This window comes from Streptomyces sp. SudanB5_2050, assembly GCF_964272335.1.
Taxonomy (GTDB): domain Bacteria; phylum Actinomycetota; class Actinomycetes; order Streptomycetales; family Streptomycetaceae; genus Streptomyces; species Streptomyces rochei.
On record NZ_OZ186760.1, the window covers coordinates 130,138 to 153,771 of the forward strand.

23 protein-coding genes are annotated in these 23,634 nt (G+C 69.0%); 7 read left to right on the forward strand and 16 right to left on the reverse strand.

Features of this window, described 5'->3' with window-relative positions:
- Nucleotides 1–13: 13 nt before the first annotated feature.
- Both vanA and ACFZP7_RS00685 read right to left on the reverse strand, forming a co-directional pair.
- On the reverse strand, nucleotides 14–1,060 hold the full coding sequence (gene vanA, locus ACFZP7_RS00680) for a D-alanine--(R)-lactate ligase (RefSeq protein WP_385633503.1): 1,047 nt from the start codon (nucleotides 1,058–1,060) through the stop codon (nucleotides 14–16).
- Nucleotides 1,053–2,030 carry a D-isomer specific 2-hydroxyacid dehydrogenase family protein gene (locus ACFZP7_RS00685; RefSeq protein WP_385633504.1) on the reverse strand — a complete coding sequence of 326 codons (978 nt, stop codon included), beginning with the start codon at nucleotides 2,028–2,030 and terminating at the stop codon, nucleotides 1,053–1,055. Before ACFZP7_RS00685 ends, vanA begins: the two co-directional genes overlap by 8 nt.
- A gap of 106 nt (nucleotides 2,031–2,136) precedes the next feature.
- Here ACFZP7_RS00685 and murF point away from each other — a divergent pair, with 106 nt between their 5' ends.
- Complete coding sequence (murF, locus tag ACFZP7_RS00690; RefSeq protein ID WP_385633505.1) at nucleotides 2,137–3,480, forward strand: UDP-N-acetylmuramoyl-tripeptide--D-alanyl-D-alanine ligase; 1,344 nt, start codon at nucleotides 2,137–2,139, stop codon at nucleotides 3,478–3,480.
- A gap of 45 nt (nucleotides 3,481–3,525) precedes the next feature.
- Here the strand turns inward: murF and ACFZP7_RS00695 are convergent, their stop codons facing one another.
- Both ACFZP7_RS00695 and ACFZP7_RS00700 read right to left on the reverse strand, forming a co-directional pair.
- Complete coding sequence (locus ACFZP7_RS00695; RefSeq protein WP_385638277.1) at nucleotides 3,526–4,680, reverse strand: lipid II:glycine glycyltransferase FemX; 1,155 nt, start codon at nucleotides 4,678–4,680, stop codon at nucleotides 3,526–3,528.
- 100 nt (nucleotides 4,681–4,780) lie between these two features.
- Nucleotides 4,781–5,863, reverse strand: coding sequence for an endonuclease/exonuclease/phosphatase family protein (locus tag ACFZP7_RS00700; protein ID WP_385633506.1), 1,083 nt, complete (start codon nucleotides 5,861–5,863; stop codon nucleotides 4,781–4,783).
- Nucleotides 5,864–6,348: 485 nt separating this feature from the next.
- On the opposite strand from ACFZP7_RS00700, the gene ACFZP7_RS00705 reads away from it, so the two are divergent.
- Both ACFZP7_RS00705 and ACFZP7_RS00710 read left to right on the forward strand, forming a co-directional pair.
- Nucleotides 6,349–7,044: a response regulator transcription factor gene (locus ACFZP7_RS00705; protein WP_210903912.1), complete on the forward strand. Its 696-nt coding sequence runs from the start codon at nucleotides 6,349–6,351 to the stop codon at nucleotides 7,042–7,044.
- Nucleotides 7,037–8,143 carry a sensor histidine kinase gene (locus ACFZP7_RS00710; protein WP_385638279.1) on the forward strand — a complete coding sequence of 369 codons (1,107 nt, stop codon included), beginning with the start codon at nucleotides 7,037–7,039 and terminating at the stop codon, nucleotides 8,141–8,143. The genes ACFZP7_RS00705 and ACFZP7_RS00710 overlap by 8 nt, the downstream gene beginning before the upstream one ends.
- Nucleotides 8,144–8,817: 674 nt before the next feature.
- On the opposite strand, the gene ACFZP7_RS00715 is transcribed toward ACFZP7_RS00710, so the two are convergent.
- From ACFZP7_RS00715 to ACFZP7_RS00725, 3 genes are all read right to left on the reverse strand, one after another.
- The gene (locus ACFZP7_RS00715; protein WP_385633507.1) at nucleotides 8,818–9,216 is read right to left on the reverse strand and encodes an SET domain-containing protein; all 399 of its coding nucleotides are present in this window, start codon (nucleotides 9,214–9,216) and stop codon (nucleotides 8,818–8,820) included.
- A complete protein-coding gene (locus tag ACFZP7_RS00720; RefSeq protein ID WP_385633508.1) occupies nucleotides 9,213–10,130 on the reverse strand; it encodes a class I SAM-dependent methyltransferase in 918 nt (305 codons plus the stop codon). Before ACFZP7_RS00720 ends, ACFZP7_RS00715 begins: the two co-directional genes overlap by 4 nt.
- 117 nt (nucleotides 10,131–10,247) lie before the next feature.
- On the reverse strand, nucleotides 10,248–11,684 hold the full coding sequence (locus ACFZP7_RS00725) for an NAD(P)/FAD-dependent oxidoreductase (protein ID WP_385633509.1): 1,437 nt from the start codon (nucleotides 11,682–11,684) through the stop codon (nucleotides 10,248–10,250).
- 167 nt (nucleotides 11,685–11,851) lie between these two features.
- Between ACFZP7_RS00725 and ACFZP7_RS00730 the strand changes: the two genes are divergently transcribed.
- Together ACFZP7_RS00730 and ACFZP7_RS00735 are read left to right on the forward strand one after the other, a co-directional pair.
- On the forward strand, nucleotides 11,852–12,934 hold the full coding sequence (locus ACFZP7_RS00730) for a glutamate--cysteine ligase (protein WP_385633510.1): 1,083 nt from the start codon (nucleotides 11,852–11,854) through the stop codon (nucleotides 12,932–12,934).
- A 389-nt stretch (nucleotides 12,935–13,323) separates the two neighbouring features.
- Nucleotides 13,324–14,316 carry a YihY/virulence factor BrkB family protein gene (locus tag ACFZP7_RS00735; protein ID WP_220670098.1) on the forward strand — a complete coding sequence of 331 codons (993 nt, stop codon included), beginning with the start codon at nucleotides 13,324–13,326 and terminating at the stop codon, nucleotides 14,314–14,316.
- Nucleotides 14,317–14,619: 303 nt separating this feature from the next.
- On the opposite strand, the gene ACFZP7_RS00740 is transcribed toward ACFZP7_RS00735, so the two are convergent.
- Genes ACFZP7_RS00740 through ACFZP7_RS00750 form a run of 3 tightly spaced genes read right to left on the reverse strand, consistent with a single transcriptional unit; the run spans nucleotide 14,620 to nucleotide 15,777 of the window.
- Nucleotides 14,620–14,886 (reverse strand): DUF4235 domain-containing protein, encoded by a 267-nt coding sequence (locus tag ACFZP7_RS00740; protein ID WP_220670099.1) that lies wholly within the window; start codon nucleotides 14,884–14,886, stop codon nucleotides 14,620–14,622.
- Nucleotides 14,887–14,911: 25 nt separating this feature from the next.
- Nucleotides 14,912–15,343 (reverse strand): DUF3618 domain-containing protein, encoded by a 432-nt coding sequence (locus ACFZP7_RS00745; protein WP_385633511.1) that lies wholly within the window; start codon nucleotides 15,341–15,343, stop codon nucleotides 14,912–14,914.
- On the reverse strand, nucleotides 15,340–15,777 hold the full coding sequence (locus ACFZP7_RS00750; protein WP_307949199.1) for a phage holin family protein: 438 nt from the start codon (nucleotides 15,775–15,777) through the stop codon (nucleotides 15,340–15,342). The genes ACFZP7_RS00745 and ACFZP7_RS00750 overlap by 4 nt, the downstream gene beginning before the upstream one ends.
- 688 nt (nucleotides 15,778–16,465) lie before the next feature.
- On the opposite strand from ACFZP7_RS00750, the gene ACFZP7_RS00755 reads away from it, so the two are divergent.
- A complete protein-coding gene (locus tag ACFZP7_RS00755) occupies nucleotides 16,466–17,317 on the forward strand; it encodes a methyltransferase domain-containing protein (protein WP_385633512.1) in 852 nt (283 codons plus the stop codon).
- A gap of 108 nt (nucleotides 17,318–17,425) precedes the next feature.
- Here the strand turns inward: ACFZP7_RS00755 and ACFZP7_RS00760 are convergent, their stop codons facing one another.
- On the reverse strand, nucleotides 17,426–18,019 hold the full coding sequence (locus tag ACFZP7_RS00760) for a TetR family transcriptional regulator (protein ID WP_385633513.1): 594 nt from the start codon (nucleotides 18,017–18,019) through the stop codon (nucleotides 17,426–17,428).
- Between the two features lie 93 nt (nucleotides 18,020–18,112).
- On the opposite strand from ACFZP7_RS00760, the gene ACFZP7_RS00765 reads away from it, so the two are divergent.
- A complete protein-coding gene (locus ACFZP7_RS00765; protein WP_385633514.1) occupies nucleotides 18,113–18,976 on the forward strand; it encodes an SDR family NAD(P)-dependent oxidoreductase in 864 nt (287 codons plus the stop codon).
- A gap of 339 nt (nucleotides 18,977–19,315) precedes the next feature.
- Here ACFZP7_RS00765 and ACFZP7_RS00770 read toward each other — a convergent pair whose 3' ends face one another.
- The 5 genes from ACFZP7_RS00770 to ACFZP7_RS00790 form a co-directional block, all read right to left on the reverse strand.
- Nucleotides 19,316–19,987, reverse strand: a complete 672-nt coding sequence (locus ACFZP7_RS00770) for a response regulator transcription factor (RefSeq protein ID WP_127440544.1) — start codon at nucleotides 19,985–19,987, stop codon at nucleotides 19,316–19,318.
- Nucleotides 19,984–21,069, reverse strand: a complete 1,086-nt coding sequence (locus tag ACFZP7_RS00775) for a sensor histidine kinase (RefSeq protein WP_385633515.1) — start codon at nucleotides 21,067–21,069, stop codon at nucleotides 19,984–19,986. Before ACFZP7_RS00775 ends, ACFZP7_RS00770 begins: the two co-directional genes overlap by 4 nt.
- A 71-nt stretch (nucleotides 21,070–21,140) precedes the next feature.
- Nucleotides 21,141–21,953, reverse strand: a complete 813-nt coding sequence (locus tag ACFZP7_RS00780) for a hypothetical protein (protein WP_385633516.1) — start codon at nucleotides 21,951–21,953, stop codon at nucleotides 21,141–21,143.
- A gap of 257 nt (nucleotides 21,954–22,210) precedes the next feature.
- Nucleotides 22,211–22,354, reverse strand: coding sequence for a hypothetical protein (locus ACFZP7_RS00785; RefSeq protein ID WP_385633517.1), 144 nt, complete (start codon nucleotides 22,352–22,354; stop codon nucleotides 22,211–22,213).
- 135 nt (nucleotides 22,355–22,489) lie between these two features.
- Nucleotides 22,490–23,629, reverse strand: a complete 1,140-nt coding sequence (locus tag ACFZP7_RS00790; protein ID WP_385633518.1) for a PucR family transcriptional regulator — start codon at nucleotides 23,627–23,629, stop codon at nucleotides 22,490–22,492.
- Nucleotides 23,630–23,634 lie beyond the last annotated feature (5 nt).

The following is a 23,634-nucleotide window of genomic DNA, read 5'->3' on the forward strand; positions in this document are numbered from 1 at the left end:
GGCCTTTCCGCCGTCATCGGTTCTTCCTCGTCAAGGCCAAGGACAGGATCCGGTCGAGGACTTGGCCGAGCGGTACTCCTGCGGCCGCCATCATGCGCGGGTAGCGGCTGTACGACGTCATGCCGGGGAAGGTGTTCACCTCGTTGAGGACCACTGCTCCGTCCTCCTTGAGAAACATGTCCACACGTGCGAGACCGCTGCACCCGAGGGCGCGGTACACGGCCATGGCGGTCTCCTGGACGAGCAGGCGCAATTCCGGCGGAATGTCGGCGGGAACGATCGCCGTCGAGTTGTCGGAACCAGTCTCCGGCGATTCCTCCTGATGGATCCGGAAGAAACCGCGGGAGAGCGCGATCCGGTCCACCTCGCCCGCCATCAGGTCGGGTTCGTTGCCCAGGATGGCGCAGCCGATCTCGCTGCCGACGACGGCCTCCTCGATCAGCACTTTCGCGTCATACTGCCGTGCGGTCTCGACCGCGCTCTGCAGTTCTTCCGCCCGGGACACCTTGCTGACGCCGAAGGACGAGCCCGATCGCGCCGGCTTCACGAACACCGGGTAGGTGAGCTGCTCGGGGTCGATGCTCTGGTCGGCCGCGGCGGTCCAGAAAACCGGCGTGGCGATTCCCGCGCTTGCGGCGACGGTGTAGGCGAGGGATTTGTCCATGCACAGGGCCGAACTCTGCACATCGCAGCCCGTGTACGGGATGCCGGAGAGCTCAAGGAGTCCCTGCATCGCGCCGTCCTCGCCGCATGTGCCGTGCAGCACGGGCAGCACGACGTCGAGGGGGATCGTCTCGTACCCCTCCTGCCCCTGCTGCTGGACGAGCAGTCCGTGAACGGTGCTGTCCGGTGACAGTGCGGCCGCACGACACTTGCCGTTCTCCCACTCCGCGTCGGGGCCGTCGCAGAGCTTCCACGCTCCGTCCTTCGTGATACCGACGTAGTACGGTTCGTACTTCTCTGTGTCGAGGTTCCGGGCGACCTCTTGTGCGGACTTGATGGAGATGGGGTGCTCTTCGGAACGGCCGCCGAATATGATGCCGACCTTCAGCTTATCCATGCTGGTTCCCGCTTTCGAATTGCAGACAGTTGATGAGGGAGTTTTCGACCATGTCGCGAAGGGCGTGGTCCGTGTAGTAGGCGGTGTGCGGGCTGATGAGCACATTCGGCAGCTCCTGCAGCCGCAACAGTGACTTGCTTTCCACGGGCCTGGTGCGGCAGTCGGCGTAGAAGATTCCTTCCTCGCCCTCGACGACATCCAATGCCGCGCCGCCGATCCTGCCGCTTTCCAGTGCCGATACCAGGGCCTCGGTGTCGATGAGCGCCCCACGCCCGGTATTGACAATCAGGGCGCCCTGCTTCATCCGCTCGATACGCCGCCGATTCAGCAGGTGATACGTATCCGGGGTGAGCGGGGCGTGGAGCGTGACCATGTCGCTCTGCTGCAGCAACTCGTCAAGAGAGACGTATTCGGCAGGGGTCTTGGGACGGCTGTCGTGGGCGAGTATCCGGCAGCCGAAGCCCCGCAGCCTGCCCACGACCGCGGCGCCGATCCGGCCTGTGCCGATCACACCAACGGTCAGATCGCGCAGTTCCTTGCCACGCCCCGCGTTCAGCCGATAATCGTGCACATCCGCGCGCCGGACGATGGATTTCGCGTCGCGCACTGCCATCAGCATCAGCATCAACGCAAAGTCGGCCACGCTGTCCGGCGAGTAGCTGACGTTTCCCACGGTGATGCCGACGCTCCCCGCGTATGCCACATCGATGTGGTTGCAGCCGATGCTCCGCGTGGATATGTACGTCACGCCGGCTCGGCCCAGCGCAAGGAGAGTGGCGTCAGCGATGGGGGTCTTGTGGCCGACACTGATGGACCGGATTCCGGATGCCAGTTCGGCATTGACTTCGGATACCGGCGCATCCGTGATGATCGGCGTCACGCCGAAGCGAGGCGCCAGCTCTCGGAACAAGGCTGCCTCATCCGGGTCGCACCCGTAGATGGCGATTCGGGGCGCTTCGCTGTAGGTCATGTCCAGAGTCAACGCGGCGTGCTGTTGCCCGAACGTATTCATTTTTCGATATGCCGGCGATACACCGCGGCGCCTTGACTGGACGCATGACGTACCAGGAACCAGCATGATCCCCCTCAGCCTCGGCGAGATCGCCCAGGTCGTCGGCGGGAAGGTCGACGGCGACGCATCCGTGACAGTGACCGCGCCGGCCGTGCTCGACGGCCGGCAGGCCGAGCCAGGCGGTCTCTTCGTCGCCTTCGCCGGCGAACACGTCGATGGCCACGACTACGCCGGCCAAGCGGGCCGGGTCGGCGCGGTGGCCGTGCTCGGCTCCCGGCCCACGGCACTGCCCACTGTTGTCGTCGAGGACCCCCAGGCCGCGCTTCAGGCACTCGCCGCCCACGTCGTGGCCCGGCTACGCGACGGGCTGACCGTTGTCGGGCTGACCGGCTCCCAGGGCAAGACCGGCACCAAGGACCTGCTGGCGGCCGTGCTGTCGAGCTCCGCGCCGACGATCGCTACGGTCGGCTCGCTCAACAACGAGCTCGGCGTGCCACTCACCATGCTGCGCGCCGACGCGGCCACCCGGTTCCTCGTACTCGAGATGGGAGCCCGCCACGTCGGCGACATCGCCGCGCTCACCGACCTGGTCGCGCTCGACATCGCCGTCGTCCTCAACGTCGGCCAGGCCCACCTCGGCGAGTTCGGGTCGCGCGCGGCCATCGCCCGGACCAAGGGAGAGCTGGTGCAGGGGCTGGCGCCCGGCGGCACCGCCGTCCTCAACGCCGACGATCTCCGGGTGGTCGCGATGCGCGCGCTCACCGACGGTCCGGTGCTGACCTTCGGCCGGGCGGAACACGCCGACGTGCGGGCGGTCGGCCTGGCGCTTGACCGGCTCGGCCGGCCGTCCTTCACGCTGCGGGCCCGCGACGCCTCGGTTCCCGTCGTGCTGCCGCTCGTGGGCGCCCACCAGGCGCGCAACGCGTCGGCCGCCGCGGCGGCGGCACTTGCGGCCGGTGTTCCCCTCAGCCGGGCCACGGCGGCGCTGGCCACCGCCTCGCTGTCGAAGTGGCGCATGGAGATGCGCGTCCTCGCCTGCGGCGCGATCCTGCTCAACGATTCTTACAATGCCAACCCAGACTCCACCCGCGCCGCCCTGGACGCACTCGCGGCGATCGAGGGCGGGCGCAGCATCGCCGTCCTCGGTGAGATGCTCGAACTCGGCGCCGACAGCGAGGCTGAGCACCGCGCCGTCGGGGAGTACGCCGCCTCCCGGGCCGACGTGGTCGCCGCGGTCGGCGAGGCCGCCCGGCCGATCGCCGACGGTGCGGGGGAACGGACGGTGGTCCTGGCCGACACCGCTGCTGCCATCGACTGGCTGCGCGGCCACCTCGCTGCCGACGACGTGGTGCTCGTCAAGGCATCCCGCGGAGCGCGCCTCGACGAGGTCACTGCCGCGCTCGACTGAGTCACTCGTACGCGGCCCCCGGGCCGATTGGCAGGAGATCCGGGCCTATCGCCCGCGCCGCCTCATGTAGAGGTCGAAGGCCCGGTAGACCATCGGCCGCAACGGCAGGTCCCACTCGCCGACGTACCGCACCGCCTGCCCACCGGTGCCGACCTTGAACTGGATCAGTCCGACGTGCGGGTCATCAGCGTCGAGGGTGGGGGTGATGCCGCGCAAGTCATAGACGTCGCAGCCGGCCGCCAGGGAGTCGCGGATCATCGCCCACTGGCAGGCGTGGGAGCCGCGCACCTCGCGCTTTTCGGTGGAGGATGCGCCATAGGCGTACACCGCGTGGGTGCCGACGCGGACCATGACGGTGGCGGCGACCAGGTCGCTCTGATGGCGGGCCAGGTAGAGCTTGATCCGCTCAGGGTCCTCGGCGCGCAGCGCCGCGAACATGGTCTCGAAATAGCGCAGGGGCCGGGGCGTGAACCGGTCGCGCTCGGCGGTGTGGACGTAGAGGTCGTGAAACACCTTCAGGCCCACGCCGACCGTATCGACCGTTACCTCGACTCCCTCCCTGGCCGCCTTCTTGATGTTGCGGCGCCACTGCTGGTTCATGCCCCTGAGCAGCTCGGCCTCGGTCCTGCCGGCCAGCGGAACCTCGTACTTGAACTGTGGGTGCCCGACCCCGAAGCCGTCCTGAGGGTTCTGCGGCAGCCAGCCGGCGTCCCTGAGCCGGCTGGTGACACGGGTACCGACCGGGTCGGTCCACTGGCTGGGCATCTCGGTGAGCCGCCGGAGGCCCGGGTCGGCGACGCCCTCCTTGACCTGGGCGGCGCTCCACGTGTCCGTGACCACCGGCGGGCCGAGCCTGACCGCGAACGCGCCGTGCGCCTTGAGATACGCCGCCAGCGGATCGAGCCACGCACCGATCTCGCCGCTCCAGTCGATGACCGGGCCCTCGGCCAGGTAGGCCAGCGTGAACAGTTCGAGCTTCGGCACCGGTCGGTGCAGGACGAGCCCGGCACCAACCAGGCGCCCGCCGTCGAACCAGCCGAGGGACTCGCTGCGCCACTCGGTCTTGACGCGGCCCCACGCCGGGGTCTGCAGGAAACTGACCGACCGCTGTGTCCGCACGAACGCCACGTGCTCGGCGGCGCTGATCGGTTCTACTGTCAGGCTCACGCCCGCTGTTCGTGCCGGTTCGCTGTAAGACATGCCTTCAGTCAAGGCGGCTTGACGTTGTCGGCGCGTATGCGGTTTTCGATACGCCGACGATATGTGCCGGTGTTCTCCGGCCACGTACCTGTCCTCGTGTTCACCAGCTGATCCCGGCCGCCACCGGCAGATGATCACTGCCGGTCTCCGGCAGCAACCACGCACTCTTCGGCTCCACCCCGCGGACCAGGATCTGGTCGATCCGCGCCACCGGGAAGGATGCTGGCCAGCTGAAGCCGAAGCCGTCCCCGGCCACGTCCTGTACCGAGCGCAGCTGAGAGGTGAGGCCGTCGAACGCACGGTCGTCCATGGTGCCGTTGAAGTCACCGAGCACCACCACCCGCTTGTTCTTCTCGGCGGCGAGGGCCTCGCCGAGCGCCTGCGCGTTCCTGTCCCGATCGCCCGTCGAGAAGCCTCCCCTGGGATTCACGCGTACAGATCCCAGGTGGGCCACGTACACCGCCAGCGGCCCCTTGTCCGTGGCCACCGTGGTGCGCAGCGCACGGTTGGAGGGCAGCTTTTCCTCGGCCGGCTTCGTGGCCCCCAGCGGCCCGACGTCCTGCTTGATGTCGACCGGCCTGGTGCCGGACAGCGGCAGCTTGCTCCACAGCCCGACCGTGCCCTGCACGGTGTGGTACGGGTACGCCTTCGCCAGCTCCTTCATGTACGTGCCCTTGGCCTGCGCGCTGATCTCCTCCAGCGCCAGCACATCCGCGCCGGAGGCGGCCAGGTCGCGGGCTGTGCCGGCCGGATCGGGGTTCTCGGCGGCCACGTTGTGGCTGACCAGCGTGAGGTCGCCACCCGGGTAGGACTTGTCGCCGAGCAGCCCGCCGAAGAGGTTCAGCCACACCACGGCCGGCAGCAGCAGCGCGACCACCGCCGAGATGGAGCGGCGCCAGAGCGCCCCGGCCAGCAGCACCGGAACGAACAGCCCCAACCACGGCAGGAAGGTCTCGACCAGACTGCCGAGGCCACCGGTACCGTTCGGAATCTGCGCGTGCAGCAGCAGGATCAGACCGAGCAGCAACGCGAGGGCCGCGAGCACCGGGCCTCGCTTCCAAGGCCCCGGCCGGGTGGCGATACGCGTCGCTCGGCGTACGCCCGATACGCCCGCGCGCCGCGTGCCGCCGCCGGCGGCCGCCGGGCTGCCCTGTGTGACCTTCGCCGTGTCCACCTGTGTCATCGTCTGTTCTCGCTCACTGTTGTGCACTGCTGATCACTGCTGCGTTCTCGCGTCAAGGGTGGGATCGGCCCCTACGTCGACCGCATCACCCGAAACGTGCACAGACGTCGTCGCGGTGGCCACCCGGCGCGCGGCCTTCTCATCGAGCTTGGCCGCGGCCGGACAAGCGTCGTTGAAGACCGTCACGCCGTCGGGTACGGCCCCGTCGGCCGCGCCCAGTGCACCATGGCGCTCACCGCGAGGCGCGTGCGAGGGTGCTGCGGCCGGCGAGGAGGCCGAGAGGGACGACGCCTGGTGACTGAGGGCTGCGGTGGGCCCTGCTGCCACGACTTTCAGGCCGACAATCGGCCGACGAACCCGGCAGGTTGCTGTTCGTGCTGAGGGATGGGTGCGAGACATACCGCAAGTGAAAACAGCCGGATGTTGCCAACGTGTATGCGGTTTTCGATACGTGGACGATATGTGCCGGCTTGTAGCCTTGAAGCATGCGTGTCTTGATCGTCGAGGACGAACCCTATATGGCGGAAGCCATCCGCGATGGCCTGCGCCTGGAAGCGATCGCGGCCGATATTGCCGGTGACGGCGACACCGCACTGGAACTGCTCAGCATCAACACCTACGACATCGCCGTCCTCGACCGTGACATTCCCGGACCCTCCGGTGACGAGATCGCCAGGCGCATCGTCGCCTCCGGCAGCGGCATGCCGATCCTCATGCTCACCGCGGCGGACCGTCTCGATGACAAGGCTTCCGGGTTCGGGCTCGGTGCCGACGACTACCTCACGAAGCCGTTCGAACTGCAGGAACTCGTGCTCCGTCTCAGAGCACTCGACCGCAGACGTGCGCACACCAGACCTCCCGTACGAGAGATCGCAGGCCTGCGGCTCGATCCCTTCCGCCGCGAGGTCTACCGCGACGACCGCTATGTCGCGCTCACCAGGAAACAGTTCGCAGTGCTCGAAGTCCTCGTCGCTGCCGAAGGCGGCGTCGTCAGCGCCGAAGAGCTACTGGAACGCGCATGGGATGAGAATGCCGACCCGTTCACCAACGCCGTACGGATCACAGTCTCGGCCCTGCGGAAACGCCTCGGCGAGCCCTGGATCATCGCCACTGTGGCAGGCGTGGGCTACCGCATCGACACGGCACCCGGCGCCGGGCACGGTGATGGTGACCGTGGATAGGCGGCCCGGCTTGAGTGTCCGCCTCAAGCTCACCCTCAGCTACGCCGGGTTCCTCCTGGTCGCGGGCGTCTTGCTGTTCGTCGCCGCGTGGATTTTCCTCATGCGAGGAAGTTCGAAGGCTCTGGTCTTTCCCAAGCTGTCCGACTTCCCGCGCGCATTCGACCCAACCAATTTCGGCCCAGTCGTCTTCGTCCCGGCGGGAATCCTTGCTCTGACGTTCCTGCTCGTGATCGGTCTCGTAGGCGGATGGATTCTGGCCGGCCGGATGCTCGCCCCGCTATCGCGTATCACCGACGCCACACATAGGATGGCGAACGGACAGCTGTCCTTCCGAATCCGTCTGCCGGGCCGCCGAGATGAGTTTCGCGAACTCGCCGACTCCTTCGACACGATGCTTGCGCAGCTCGAGGCGCACATCGCCGAACAGCAGCGATTCGCGGCCAACGCCTCTCACGAACTGCGCACCCCGCTGGCGGTCATGCAGTCGCTTCTCGATGTGGCCCGCAACGATCCCGACCACGACATCTGCGAGCTTGTCGAGCGCCTCCGAGTGGTCAACACCCGAGCCATCGACCTCACTGAAGCATTGCTCCTGCTCAGCCGCGCGGGACAGAAGTCGTTCACCAGGGAACACGTCGACTTGTCCCTCATGGCGGAAGAAGCCACCGAGACGCTCCTCCCCCTCGCGGAAAAGCGCGGTGTCACCATCGACACCAGCGGAGACATCGCCCCCGTGCTTGGATCACCGGCGCTCCTGCTCCAGCTGACCACCAACCTCGTGCAGAACGCGATCGTCCACAACCTGCCCGAACACGGCCTCGTACGGGTCCACACCAGCGTCCGCCCCGACGCCGTCGTGCTCACTGTCGAAAATACCGGCGAGCAGCTCTCCCCCCAGCTGGTCTCCACGCTCACCGAACCCTTCCAGCGCGGCACCGAGCGCCTCCACAGCGACCACGCAGGCGTCGGCCTTGGCCTGGCCATCGTCAAGACCATCACCCAGGCACACGACGGAACGCTCACCCTTGCCCCTCGCTCTGCCGGCGGGCTCCGCAGCACTGTGGAACTGCCCACGACAGCCCAGCACACCGGCAGGTAGCGAGTCAGGAATCAGGCGAGCATGGCGTGGTGGACGCCGTCGCTGAGGGCTGTTGCCACGTCGCGTCTTCGTTGGGAGGTGAGGAAACCGGCAGCCCTACCGCCAGGAAAGCCCGACGCTCTGGGGAGAATTCGAACCCATAGGTCGCCTCGATCCGGCCGAGGCACCGCCATGGCACGCGTGGTTCCTCCCCGCGATGCCGTTGCGGTGGTGCAGTGGGTGGCCCAGCGCCCGTACGGGTCTGCGGCCTCCACGTCCGCACGTTGAGCTGCGGCAAACCGAAGGGCATGCTGTCGCGCGAGCGGGTCCGGTACCGGAGCGTGGACGGCGGCGGTGAGCTGTTGCACGAGCAGTCCGAGCGAGGGCAGCAGCGCCACAACCGCGGCGGGGTGTCCCAGCACGGTCACGGTCATCGCCGTGCTCCATGCGAATGCCATCACCAGCACGGCGAGGGTCCACACCCTCGACTGGGCATTTGACCTTCCGTGCTTCGGGAGCGAGGGCGCTGGAGGGCTTCCCGCCCTGGCGGTGCTCAAGCGCCGGGCGGGAAGTGGTGCACAGCGTCGCGGGCACCCCGGCAGGCACTCGGTTCACTTCTGATCAGCATTCATGCGACTGCACAACCGGTGGCCAGGAGTCGGCACCATGAGGGAAGTCGCCTCGGCGTCACCGAGTCATGGGACCGGGTCGAACCACAGGGGGTTGGTGCCGTCACAGGTGTAGTTGACGGTGATCTCCTGTCCCGGCGCGATGGCGCGCACAGCGTGGATGTCCACGGTGAGGGCGTCGGTGTTCTTGCGGTAGCGCGCGTTGGGGCGGGGCGAGTGGTTGTAGAGGCTGCCGTAGCCCAACGCGAGGGCAGCCTGGCCGCCGGGCCAGTTGAAGTAGTAGTCGTACAGTGCCGTGTCGTCGACCAGGTGGCGCTGTGAAGCAGGTACCAGGATCACGGGGCAGGACTCGACGGTCTCGCCTGCTGTGAGGGCGCGGGTGGCGAAGACACCGCGGCCGTGGACCGCGGAGACGCCGATCCGGAGGTGGCCGGGGCCGCTCGCCGCGGCGTGCGGGACGTTCACGGGCGCACCGCCCGGTACCAGCAGTCGGGCTCACCCATCATGCCGAGATCACCCACGCGGTCGATGCGGTCACGGTGGTAGTCCGACCACTCGGCGACGGGACCGACATTGGTCAGCTCCAGGCCCGCTTCGGCGAACTGCTCCTTCAGCAGCGCGTCGGGCACGACCAGCTTGCTGTAGGTGTGCGCCGGCACGAGGGGTCGACGGCCGTGCTGGTCCAGGATCTCGCACCGGATGCTCAGCAACGCCATCCCGGAGGTGCCCAGTGGCCGGCAGGTGCGCGTGCGCCGGTCCACGACGTCCACGTCGCCCTTCGGGCCGTGCCAGACCTGCGGCCATTCGCTGGTCTCCGGTCCGGTGCCGGCGGGCAGGTAGCGGTCGGAGACGTAGTCGAAGACGAGAACCCCACCCGGGGACAACGACCGGGCGAGCGCGTGGAGGAACTGCTGGTGGGCGGCCCGGGTGGTGATGTCGCCCAGGCTGTTGCCGCCGAGAAAGACCATGCGCACCCCCTCGTCGGGGAGCACCTGCCCGGCATCGCGCACGTCGCCCTGGTAGACGATGACCCGGCTGCGCAGACCGGCGGAGACGTTGCGGCCCAGTCCGGCGTTCAGGCTCGGCCCGGACAGATCGACCGCGACGACCTGCCGCACGCCCTCCGCGAGGAGCGGTGCGGCGTGGCGCAGAGTCCCGGCACACGGCAGGTACACCAAATCCGGCGGCCGGTCGCCGTACACCCGTGCGGCCGCCCGGACCTCGGCGCGGCTCAGCTCGGTGTCGAAGTGGATCTCACCGGCGAGCCGCAGCAGCGGCTCGTTGTCGTAATGGGCGCGCACCATCTCGGCCAGCTCCGTTTCCGTGGCCGCGGAGGGCCCGAGGCGGCGGACGGAGGCGGAAACGGGTAAGGACTCCACGACGGCGCACCTCCGGCAGCGGCTGAAGAGACCGCCGGATACCTGCCCGAGCCACAGCGGTGGAACACGGGCCTTTTCCGGCCGTGTCCGTATCTCGCAACGTGCGGGCCGATTCGACTACACCGGACGATGTGCAGTACCGCTGCCTGTGCGCAGGTGGGAATGTGGATGGAGGTGGAGGTAGAGGCCGGCGGCGGCTTGGGCGCTCGTGGTGGGCAGGGGAAGCAGGTCGCTGGTTCCGTGGCCCGCGAGTCCTTGAGGGAACCGGCCGTTGACCGGTCGGCGCACGGTGTTCAGGAAGGTGCTGACGGCGTCGTCGGTCTGGGTGTCGTAGAGGTCTTCCGCGCCGGTGATGAGGTTGAGGAAGCTTTCGTGCAGGCGTAACGGTTCCTGGTCCCGGACGCTGAGCTGCTGGGCGGTGCGGAAGTAGTGGTCGCGGCCGTCGTGGACGCGATAGAAGGCACTCACCAGGATGAGAAGGCGCTCATAGGCGTGCCGGTAGGCGGTCTGGTAGAAGGCGCAGGCAGCGTCCTCGTCGATGTCGCCGCGCAGCACGCTGTTGATGGAGGCGGCGGCGAGCAGACCGCTGTACATAGCCAGGTGCACGCCCGTGGACAGCAGAGGATCGAGGAAGCAGGCGGCGTCTCCGGCGAGGAACCAGCCCGGTCCGGTGAACGTGTCGCTGACGTAGGAGTAGTCGCTCTCGGTCTTCAGCGGCGCGCTCTGGCGGGCGCCCGTGAGCATGCCGGCCAGGCGCGGGCAACGGCCGATGGCTTCGTCGTAGACGGTCTGGAGCGATCCGCCGGCCGCCTGCCTGGCGTGGGCGAAGGAGCGTTTGTCGGTGACCAGGCCGACGCTGAGGGTGCCGTCGTGCAGGGGGATGGCCCACAGCCATCCATGGTCGGGCAAGGAGAACACCCCGATCGCGCCGCTGGGCGCAGTGGCGAGAGGCGCGGCGCCACGCCAGTAGCTCCAGGTGGCGACGTTGCGGAAGACGTCGTGGACGCGTCTGGTGCGCAGTTGCCGGGCGGCGAGGAGGCCTGCGCGGCCGGAGGCGTCGATGAGGTGGTCGAAGCGGATGCGCCCTTCGGTGCCGTTAGGGCCGTTCCAGGTCGCTTCCACGGCTCGCTTGCCCTGGCCGTGGCCGCTGCCGTCTTCGAACGCGGTGCGTCCCGCGCGGACCTCTTCTCGCACGTCGGCCCCCTGTGTGCGGGCGTGCTCCAGCAGCAGTTGGTCGAACTGGGAACGGATGACCTGGAAGCTGTAGGCCGCCGGCCTGTCCGGTTCATCGAACCCCAGCGACCACTCCTGACCGCCCCAGCCGTAGAACGCCCCCGTCTTGCGGACGAAACCGTGCGCCTCGACTACCTCACGCGCGCCGAGCACGTCGAGCACGGGCAGCAGGGACGGGAGCAGAGACTCTCCGATGTGGTAGCGCGGGAACCGTTCCCTTTCCAGCACATGCACCTGGTGGCCCTGGCGGGCCAGGAGAGCCGCGGTGGTCGCGCCCGCCGGACCGCCACCGACCACCAGCACGTCGGTCTCTTCACGCATGCCGGGCTCCTCAACCGTCGACGAACACCGTTTGCCCACCCCAGCCGAGCACTGTCTGACACAGTGTCATCACTATGAGCAGTGAACCTCACGGCGAGGCAGCCCCGACAGAGACCCTCACGCCAGTCCACTCCCGGGAATCAGGCCACACTCAGGTCCCGCTGACCGTGGGCATCGAGGAGGAGGTCCTCCTGGTCGATCCAGCCACGCGCGCCCTCAGCCCCCAGGGACCCCAGCTGGTGGGCGAGGCGGCCGGCGAACTCGGTGACCGGGCAGGCACCGAGCTGACCCGCTACCAGGTCGAGCTGCGCACCGACCCGCACACCTGCCTGAAGGAAGCCGCCGGCCAGATCCGTTCCACGAGAGCGGCGGCCGCCCGCGCAGCTGCCCGCCTCGGACTGCGCATCACCTCCACCGGCACCCCTGTACTCGGCCAGACGGTCCCTGTCCCGATCAGCCCAGGCGCCCGCTACGCCCACAGCGCGGCCCACTTCCGCGCCCTGGACGACGAGCAGACCGCGTGCGCCTGCCACATCCACGTCGGCCTGCCCGACCCCCGCGATGCCGTGCACGTCAGCAACCACCTGCGCCCCTGGCTGCCGGCCCTGACCGCCCTGAGCGCGAACTCCCCGTTCCAGGACGGCCGGGACACCGGGTACGCGAGCTGGCGCACCACCACGTGGGGGCGCTGGCCCGTCGCCGGCCCGCCCCCCTACTTCGAATCCCCCGCCCACTTCGACGACCTCGTCGACACCCTCATCGAGAGCGAGGCCCTGATCGACCGAGGCGGCCTGTACTGGGACATCCGCCCCTCCCACCACCTGCCCACCATCGAGATCCGTGTCGCCGACGCCGCCCTGAGCCCCGACGACACCCTGATGCTCGCCGCTGTCGTCCGCGCCCTGACCGCCGGCGCCCTCACCGCCGTCCACGCGAAAGAACCCGCCCCACGCCCGGGACCGGAGATCCTGCGCGCAGCCTGCTGGCGCGCCGCCCGCGACGGACTGGCCGGCCACGGCATCGACCCACTCACCGGCCGCCTGGTGGCCCAGACCACGCTGGTCGAGCAACTGCTGCACACCGTCACGCCGGCACTGCGGCACAGCGGCGACCTCGATCTGGTGCACGAGCAGTGGCAGCGCCTGCGCACCGAAGGAACCGGCGCGGACCGCCAACGCGCCGCCTACCGCCAACGCTCCAGTGCACACGACGTCGTCGACTACCTCATCTCCGCCACCTGCCCCCCGTAGAAGCCACGCATACTCATTGCAGCGTCACAGACCGGAGCGGGACGGGTCACCATCTCGCGGTCTCCTCCACGGCCCAGGGAACTGCTCCAGCGGCGCCGCAGGTGCCCGGCCGGCTTGCACAAGTGCGAAGCCGGCCACAGCCCCCGCTTCGGCGGGGCCGTGGCAACCAGCGCCCTGGCCCCGCTCATCGGCGGCGCCCCTGCTCCAGGCAGTTTTTGGCTGGCTGTCGATCAAGCAGCTTGGGTGGCCGGAGCACTGCTCCATCAGGGCGACAGTGCCGTGGTGCAGGTCGTCAGTCGCCGCTTTCGCGCGCAGGTGGTCCTAGCGTCGGTGGAGCTTGGGCAGTGTCCCCGTCGGCCGACGGCGGGGCAGAGTGCGGCGGAGGAGTCATGGCGCGATCCGAAGAACCTGACCGCCCAGCCGGTGACCGCGGCGACCCGGTCAAGGGGCCGGAGGATTTGCCGAAGCGCTCGTGGACCGGTGTGCTGAAGCGCACGGTCAAGGAGTTCAAGGCCGATGCGTTGACGGACTGGGCGGCGGCCCTGACCTACTACGGGATCCTAGCGCTCTTCCCCGCCGCACTGGCCCTGCTGTCCATTGTGGGGCTGATCGGGAAGTCGGCGATCCAACCATTGATCGACAACGTCGCGGGCCTCGCTCCCGGGGCCGTGGGTGACATCCTGACCGCGATGCTCAAGCAGCTCGGCGGAGGCCAGGGCAAGGCAGGCATCGCCCTCGTCATCGGTATCGTCCTCGCCCTGTGGTCCGCCTCCGGATACGTCGCGGCCTTCATGCGCGCCGCCAACAACGTGTACGACATCGGCGAGGGCAGACCCGTGTGGAAGACCCTGCCGACCCGGCTGGGCATTACCGTCGCGGTCATCATCCTGCTGGCCCTGACCGCGGTCGGCGTCGTCGTCACGGGCCCCTTGGCGCAGAAAGCCGGTGACCTGCTGGGGCTGGGCAGCACCGTCGTCACCGTGTGGAACATCGCCAAGTGGCCGGTGATGGTCCTCCTGGTCAGCCTGGCCATCGCCCTGCTCTACTGGGCCGCCCCGAACGTCAAGCGGCGCTTTCGCTGGGTCAGTGCGGGCAGCTTGCTGGCCGTTCTCATCTGGATCGTCGCGTCGGTGGCGTTCGCCTTCTACGTGGCGAACTTCAGCAGCTACAGCAAGACCTACGGCACCTTCGCCGGCATCATCATCTTCCTGGTGTGGCTGTGGATCACGAACATCGCCATCCTCCTCGGCCTGGAGTTCAACGCCGAGACGGAACGGCAGCGGGCGATCGAGGGCGGCCGCCCACCGGGCGACGAGCCCTACGCCGAGCCCCGCGACACCCGGAAACTGCCGCCCGATTCTCCGCATGGAGACGTAGGGTGAGTTTCGGCAGGGACGACGGGGCAGCGGGCTACTCGTGCGGTGGACGCTGGGTGCGCAGTCGCTGCCAGTGCCGGCGCGTGTATTCCTCGGCCTCCCGCAGGAGTGCCTCAGCCTGCTCGTCGGTCTCGGCCGGATCCCTGGTGGGGAACGCTGACCTGTGTGGTGGGGCGGTGCGGCGCCAGGGCGGGCGGGCAGAGCTCGCTCCCTGACGCCGGGTGCGGGTGGTGGCCCAGCGCAGCATCAGGACAGGGCGGTACCGTGTCTGCGGGCATCGCGTGCGGGTAGGAGCAATCCTTCTCCTGGTCAGCCGGGCCAGGTACCGGTCAGACGACGGGTGGCCGCGGCGCCGCCGCGGTCGACGGCCGCCTTGACGCCCGCGAAGATCGCACCCTGCAGCACGGCAGCGGCCACGGCCTCTCCCCACCCGCGCTCCTCGTCCGTGGCATCGGGCGCGTCCTCGGCATGCCCGAGCATCTTCCACACCTGTTTGAACAGGCCACCCGCCAGCACCCCACTGACGGCCCCGAGTGCGAGTCCGACGGGCTTGTACGCCACCTTCGACGCCTTCATCGCTGCCTCCCTTGCGTCCTTGCGTCTACTGCCTCTTCTTGCGGCGCAGCAGCAGACAGCCGACGACCAGCACTGCTCCTGCGGCGATCAGCGGAGTGCGGTTGTTGCGTACCGGTTCGGGCGCCTGGTCGTGCCACATCTGCTGGGCCTGCCCCGCCTTGGCCTTCGCCTGTTCCGCGGCTGCGGCGGCCTTCGCCCTGACCGGGTCGGGCAGCTTGTCCTCCACGAGGTGCGCGGCCTGGGCCGCCTTGGCCTTGACCTGCCCGGTCAGCTCCGTGGCCTTCGCCGACGCCTGCTCCTTGGCCTGGGCTGCCTTCTCCTGGGCGCGAGCCCTGACGTCGGTCTTGTCGGCCAGGGCCTCGACCGTGTCCCCCAGTTCGTGTCGAGTGTGCTCGACCTGCTCGCGCAGCTCCTCGGGGCTGGCGGCGGTGGGCTTGTCGTGGGGCGGCTGGGTCATCGCTTGGCACTCTCCTTGATCTCGGCCACGTCGGCCTTCACGCTGTCGATGGTCTGTTCTGGGGTCGGCGGGGCGGCCCGGGTGACTTCCTTCTTGCCCGTCAGCGCCAGCACCCCCGTCACCACGCCGAGCACCGCGGTGACGATCAGGGCCGCCACCCACACGGGCAACGGCACGGCGAGGGCTGCGATCGCCGTGGCGATCAAGGTCTGGAGGGTGAAGAAGCCGGCCAGACCGGCCCCGCCGAACAGGCCGCCGCCCTTGCCGTAGCGCTTGCCCTTCTCCTTCATCTCCGCCTGCGCCAACCGCATCTCGGCCCGCACCAGCTCAGTCAGCTGCTGCGACGCACGCTGCACCAGCTCTCCCACTGGCTCGCCACCCGAAGAAGAACGCCCGGTGTGGCTGCCGAAGTCGGGACTGCTCGCCTCAGCCATCGTCGTCACCCTTCTGCCGTAGTGACCACCCGAGTCCCACCGACAGGCGCAGGAACACCTGCCCGGCAGCACTGACACAACCCGTTCACAAGATCACCTTCCCTGGCAGGCGCGACAGCCAGTGCACGACTCCCCCGCACCCCGGCACCGCGCCCCGCCGCCCCTGACCACACCGAGGCGGTCGAGGAGGAGCAACTGCTGCTCGCCACCGCCCGCCCTGACGACATCGACACCGTGCTGTGGCTGGTCCCCGACGACCTCACCCTGCCGCTGCACGCCGGCCAGCAGTGCCTGACCACGCTCGCCCTCCGCAACGAGCCCGTCGACCCCGCCACCGTCCTGTGGGAAGCCCAGAGCGCGGCCTGCTGGACGGCGGCAGTGCAGGGCAACCCGATAGCTCGCTATTACACCGGTGGCCGGCCCCCTGGGTCGTGTCTCCCAGCTCTTGGACGCGGAGGCATCGAGGGTCCCGTCGTGTTCGTAGACTTATGACGTGGCATTCATGAGCACCCCGCACTGCTGCTTCCTGTGATCGGAAGGCGCTGAGGGCGATGCCGGACGGCGTCGCCCTCCTCGGTGTGCCTGCTGCATGCATCACGTCCCGACGCTGCCCGTTACTTCCCGAGGCAGTGACGCTCTGAGCGCGCAGGCACGATCCCTTCCCTTCACCCCTTGCCAGGAGTGCCTCGTGCCCGTGTCGCTTCCCCCTGCCCTCGATCTGTCCCTCGACCTGCTCTGCTGTCCGACGTGCCGAACGCGGCACCTGCACCCCGAGGGCGGTGCGCTGCGTTGCCCGGTAGGCCATACCTTCGACATCGCCCGTCACGGCTATGCCGGCCTGCTGACGGGCACCCGCGCCACCAGCGGCGACGACGCAGCCATGGTCCAAGCCCGGAACCGGTTCCTGTCCACCGGCATCTACGCGCCCATCCGCGAAGTCGGGGCCCGACTGGCGGCCGACGCCATGTCCGAGCAGGGCACGGTGGTGGACGTGGGGTGCGGCACCGGCTACTACCTGGCCGGCGTACTCGACCGGCTGCCCGACGCCCGTGGCCTGGGGCTGGACACATCGGTGCGCGCGCTGCGCTCGGCAGCCCGTGCCCACGACCGCGCCGCCGCGGTCACCTGGGATGTCTTCCGTCACTTCCCGCTGGTCGACGGGGCGGCCGATGTCGTGCTGAACGTGTTCGCCCCACGCAACCCGGTCGAGTTCCACCGCGTACTGCGCTCGACCGGTCGGCTGATCGTGGTCCGGCCCACCGGGCGGCACCTGGCCGAGCTGCGCGGTCAGTTGCCTGCGATGGTCACGATCGACCCGGCCAAGGAACAGCGCCTGCACCGGGCGCTCGACCCCTTCTTCGAGGCAGCCGTCACTGAACGGGTGGAGTACTCCGCACCCCTCACCAGGCCGGATGCCCTGGACCTGGTGGCAATGACACCGAGCGCACGCCACGTGAGTCGTGCAGACATGAACGACTGCGTCCTCCTGCCCGATCAGGTCACTGTCTCCGTACTGGCCACCGCCTACCGGCCTCGGTGACCACGGGCGGGCGCATACGCCCGCTGACCGGCGAGCGATGGGCACGCCCGGCGTCCTGCCTTCCCCGCAGCTGCGGGGAAGGCAGGACGTTGGTGACGGGGAGGCGGGTCACACCTGCCGCTGGCCGGGATCAACGTGGACCTGGTGGAACCCCTGGTCCAGCAGGGCTGGGCGGTCCACGTTCCCGTCCGATCGGGCCCACTGGCTGGATACGGCGTCGAGCACCGCCGTGGCGGCGTTGGTGAGCAGATCCGCGGTGTACGGGTCGAGGTCGGTCCCTGGCCGATCTCGGAGCGCGTCGCTGACTCGCCTGCGCCATTCGGTTCTGCGTTGGTGGAGTCGCCCGGCCAGTGCGGGCGTCGCCTCGATCAGGCGGATGGTTGCGAGGGCCTGCGCACTGGCGTGAATCTCATCCTGCCAAGCCCGCAGGACCTGATGCAGGCACTCCCACGGCCCTTCGCTCGCCGGCCGCATTGCGATGTCGGCGACGACGCTCTCTCCAGTGAAGTCGATGCCGTCGAAGACAACGTCTTCCTTGGTCGGGAAGTAACGGAAGAAGCTGCGCTTGGTCATGCCGGCTGCTCGGGCGATGTCCTCGACGGTCGTCTCGTCGAAGCCCTGGCGGGCGAACAGGTCGATGGCCACCTTGGCGAGCTCCGCCCGCACTGCTCGGCGGGTGCGTTCCCGCAGTCCCTCTTTCATGCACCCAGTCTACTTTGCTTCATTCGATGACTACCATGTCACCAAGTGACAGATACGAATGGGGTGGTGTCAGTGGAAGGCAGGACCGTCCTGGTGACCGGCAGCACGGGGGGCATCGGCAAGGAGACCGCACGGCAGTTGACCGTGCTCGGCGCGAGCGTGATCCTCGTCGGACGGGACAAGTCCCGCGCTGACGCTGCCGTGGCGGATCTTCGTCACACCAGCGGGAACGACGACGTCACGGCGATCACGGCCGACATGTCCCGGCTGCGCGACGTCCGTCGCCTCGCCCAGGAGGCCGGCGCCCGGGCCGGCGGCGTGGTGGACGTGCTGATCAACAACGCGGGAGCGACCCAATCCCACCGCGAGGTGACCGAGGACGGCATCGAGACCGCATTCGCGGTCAACGTGGTCGCGCCGTTCTGCCTCACCCACTGGCTGATGCCTGCCCTGACCGCGTCCGGGCAGGCCCGGGTCATTAACATCACCGGCGGCATCCCCCGGGGGCAGATCGACCTCAACAACCTGCAGGGCGAGAAGTCCTATGTCGGGCTGTCGTTCTACAACCAGACCAAGCTGGCGCAGATGGCGATGAGCTACCGCTTCGCCCAGGAACTTGCGGCCACACCGGTAACGCTGAACGTCGCCTACCCCGGACACGCCTACACCTCGATGAACAAGAACCTGACCGTCGGCACCTATCCGCCATTGGCTCGCCCGATCGTCCCGTTGCTGCGGCTGGCGATGCCCGTCGTCTACGGCCGCCGGGCGCTGCTGAGGGCCACGCGCTCCAGCGTCTACCTCGCCTCCAGCCCTGAGGAGCGCACCACGAACGGCGTCTATTTCAACAGCAAGGCCAAACGGACCCCGTGGCCCGACGCCGTTCTGGACGACACCACCCGCAACACCATCTGGGAGCTGTGCGAGATGCAGCGCGACCGTCCGACCACGGCGTAACGCTGTCACCGACGAGAATGGATGTGCTCATGGTGCATGGCAACGCCCCGCTGAGCCCCGTCCGCCCCACGGAGCACGTACGAACTCGCCGACCTTGGCCTCTGCATCGGGCGACGCACGATCGGGCGGCACCTGAGCCGACTGGGGCTGGGCCGACGACGGTTCATGGACCCCAGCGGGCGGCACCAACCGCAGACCCGGCAAGATCATTGCCCGCCGGCCCGTCGCACACGGTCCACCCGTGAAGACGGTGGGCCGGATCCCCGACGGCGGAGGCTGGCGGATCCACGGCCGAAACAGCGACCAGGCCAAGGTGACGACGCGGGCCAACCCCGCGATTCAGCCCCCCGGACTGCCCGCGTCGCGGACGAGGAGGGCGATCTGCACCCGGTTGGACAGGCCGAGTTTGGTGAGCGACCGGCTCACGTGAACTTTGACGGTGGTCTCCGCCATCCCTAGCTCACGGGCGATCTCCGCGTTGGCCAGCCCGCGGGCAACCGCGCCGACGACCCTTCGCTCGCGGTCAGTCAGGACCGACAGACGCTGCCTGGCCGCGACGTAGTCGGCGGAGCGCTGTCCGGCGTAGGCATCGATCAGTCGCCTCGTGACCGTCGGCGCGAGCATCGCGCTGCCCTCGGCGACCGCGCGGACGGCGGCGATGAGGTCGCGCGGTGCGGTGTCCTTCAACAGGAACCCGGCGGCCCTGGCGCGGAGGGCGCCGTGGACGTACTCGTCGCGGTCGAAGGTCGTCAGCATGATCACGGCCGGCGGGTCGGGCAGCCGGTTGATCTCCGTCAGCGCGCCCACGCCGTCGATGCCGGGCATACGTACATCCATCAGGACGACGTGCGGCCGGTGGCGTGCGACCGCGTCGACGGCAGCGGTTCCGGAGTCGGCCTCGGCGACCACCTCGATGTTCCCGGCGGCTTCGAGGATCATGCGCAGGCCGGTCCGGACGAGGGCTTCGTCGTCGACTACCAGAGTGCGGATGAGGCGGGAGGTCCGGGTCATGTCGGCAGTCTCGCAGTGACAGCGAACCCTCCAGCGGGTTCGGGGGCAGCCGCGAACTGCCCGCCGAGGAGTTCGACGCGCTCCCTCAGCCCCACGAGCCCCAGGCCGCTGCCGGGCAGCGGAGGAGCGGGAACGTGCACGGTGGTGTTCGTGACGGTGACCTCCAACGCCGACGGCAGGTGCCGTACCGCCACCCGGACCGTGGGCCGGACGGCGTGCTTGTGGACATTGGTGAGCGCTTCCTGAACGACCCGGTAGGCGGTGTGCTCGACCAGGGCGGGGACGTCGCGCACAGTGCCCTCGTCCTGCCGCTCGACGGGGATACCCGCCGACCTGGACTGCTCCAGCAGCCGTTCGAGGTCGGCGAGCGTCGGCTGCGGCAGGAACGGATCGGCTGTCTCCCCTTCCGTCAAGACACCCAGGACGGAGCGGAGCTGAGCGAGCGCTTCCCTTCCCGTGGTGCGAATGAGCTCCGCCTCCTGCGCGGCCCTCTCGTCGGTGGTACTGATCTCCAAGGCTCCGGCTCGCAGCACCATCAGGGAGACGCGGTGGGCCACGACGTCGTGCATGTCTCGGGCGATGCGGGCACGTTCCTGCGCGCGGGCCTGCTCGGTCCGTACGACCTGCTCCCGCTCCAACCGTTCAGCCCGCTCGCGCAGCCCGGCCACCACCAGCGCCCGGGCACCCTGCCACAGCCCGCCCACGACGGGCAGCCAGACGAACAAGGCCACACCGCCAAGCGCCGACACCGCCTCGACTCCCGGCCGGGGCACCGCCACCAGCAGGCTCGCGGCCACCGTGAAGAGCAGCAGGTGACGAGGCCGTCGGTAAGAGGTCGCGGCCACATAGGAGGCCACCGATACCAGCAGCCCCGGCGGCCTGACCACAGAGTCGACGCCTGCGAGAAGGAACAGCAGCCACGGCCGCTCCGATGCGGTCCGGACCGCCACCGCCGCCAGCAGCCCCACCACCGCGGCCACGACCGGGCCGGGCACCGAGGCGAGCACCGGCCATGCCGGCCCGTACGGACCGGGCAGTGCGGCCGGAAAGAACGCGCTGCCGAACGCGACGACGGGAAGCAACCAGGTTCGCAGCCGACGACGGACCGGATCACTCGGCCTCGCCAACGTCCTTGCCGTGCATGATGGTTGTGTCACCAGCTCAGGATCCTCAACGGCCTGCGTCCGGCCGCGAGCACCCCCTGGCTGCGCAGCTCAGGCACGGTGTCCCGGAGCACTCGGATGCCGAGGGGGACGAACACCGCGCACAGACCGACGGACAGGACGACGTCGAGAAGCCCGCTCTCCTTGAGCGCGCCGGTCCACAGCGATCCCGCGAGGAGGAACAGCACCAGCCGCCCCGTACCGAAGGTTCCCGACCGGAAAGCCCCGATGGCGAGCACTGCCGTGCCGGCGTACAGGGCGAAAGCGGCCGTGATGGGCACCCGCAGGGGTCCGTAGGAGATGTCCGTGTAGTCGGCCATCACCAACTGGGTGGCGCGCTCCAGCCCCAGCGGCTCGATCAGTTGGAAGGCGGTGTGGTCCACCCCGGCCCAGTACAGGCGGCAGAACAGGCCGATCACGACCAGCGTGCCGCCGGTGCAGGCGAGTCTCGGGGCGCGCACGGCGATGATCCCGGCGAGGGCGACGCAGGCGATACAGAGCAGGACGGCGCCTGCGGCGAAGCATCCATAGCCTGCGGTCATCAGGTCGGGGTTGGCCTGGAAGGCAGCGAGCTGGCCGTAGAAGGGGAACGGCTGGCTGTCGTACCACGCCAACTGCTCCGGCGTGAAACCCGCCGTGCGCACGGCCAGGTAGCGCAGCAGCAGCCCGACGCACCAGACGACGGGAGCAAGGATGCAAGCCGTCCCACCGATGAAGCGACCGGGGAACCAGATTCTGCGGGGAAGCCAGACAGCTTCTTCTTGCGCGCCGCCCTCGGGGGCGGGCGTGTGGTGTAAGGACATGCCAGCAGCCTCGCCGCCCGCCGGCACCCTGACATCCGCCAATGGTTACGCCCCTCCGTCTCTTTAGGACTTCTCACAAAGGCATGGGACGTGGCGATGGGTGATGAGGCATTCACCTGATCATTCATCACCGCGACCTCACTTCACTCCTGACTCACAGGTGATGCGCCGTCCTCACGCAGGGACGCCGGTCCGTCCGGGTAGTCCTCGAACCGCGCGGAACGCCAGGATGATGCCGGTACCGGCATGGGTGAAGCCTAGATGTTCAGGTCGTCGAGTGCCTGGTCGGCGTCCGCGGCCGGATCGTCGGGCGCGAAGACCAACGCCCCGTCGCCGTTGGGCTGCACGGCGTGAACGGTGATGCCGCCCTGCCCGAGCAACTCGGTCGGCGTCACCGGCACCGGCGTCTCGTTCCAGGGCCCGCGCGTACCGGTTCCACCTGCGCCGAGGCGCTGGCCAGTTCGGTGTAGGACGTCCAAGTAGACACCGAGTGATGCCGGGCCCCGTCAGGAGTTCGTGGACGGTCGACGTACGCGTCAACTGGCCCGAAGACCGACCGCCAGCGTCAGTTCAAGGACCCGTTGTGGCGATGCGAGGTCCGGAAACAGCTCGCGCAGCTGCGACATCCGGTACCGGACGGTCTGGGGATGGACGAACAACGCTGCCGCCACCTCGTCCCGCCTGCCCTGGTGCAGCAGCCACGCCCGCAACGTCTCCTCCAGCCGCCGTGCGGTCGTGACAGGCAGGGCCCTGAGCGGTGCGAGGGCTCGGGCACGCAGGTCTGCGAACGTGTCCATATCGGCGGTCAGCACCAGCTCGGGCAGGTGGTCCTCGGTGTCGCGGATATCAGAGGAGAGGGAGCGGGCGCGTACGGCTCGTCCGTACGAGGCGGACGCGCGGGTCCATGGCCGGGGCGGGCCGACCACGGCCGTGTGGCCGGCCAGCTGCCGCAAGAGATGTGATCGGTCGGCATCGGGGACGAGCAGCACACCGGTGGCGTCCGGCAGATCGTCGAGGACGAGGGTGCTCGGGTCGAGCGCGCGGTAGGCAGGCCGGGCCTGGGCGGCGGGCAGCAGGACCGCCGTCAGCGAATCCGGAGGCTGCCATCCGGCCCGTTGAGCAGAGGCCAGCAGCACGTCCGGGCTCGCGCCGGCGAGGAGATCGCGGGCCAGGTGTTCCAGGTGGCGCTCGTGGGCCCTGCCCCGGGCGGCCAGTTCGTCGGCGTGGCCGGCAGCGCTCGCGGCGGAGAGCTCGTCGATGTAGGCGAAGGTCAGCTCGGCGAACTTGGCGACCTCGGCGGCGGGCAGACCTGCGGACACGGCGCCCGCTGCCAGGCATCGCCAGGCCACGCGGGCGCCGACGCGGTAGGCGCTGAGCAGGGCGTCCATCGAACGGCCGTCGCGCACCTCGCCGCGGCCCAGCTCGTAGGCTGCATCGCCGGCGTCCCCGCCTGTGACATTCCCGCTCGCGAGGTCCAGGTAGTGCCCCAGGGCGGTCCGGACGGCCCGGCGGATGGTGGCGCCCATATGGCCCGACAGGGCGTTGGCGTAAGAGGGGACCTCGTCGATGATCGCCTGGACGACCTCGTCGGCTGTGGTCTTCAGCGCGGCCCTCAGTGCGGTGACCGTCGTCTCATCAAAGGCCAGTTCACTGGCCCTCCGGATTGCATGGCTCACGTCTT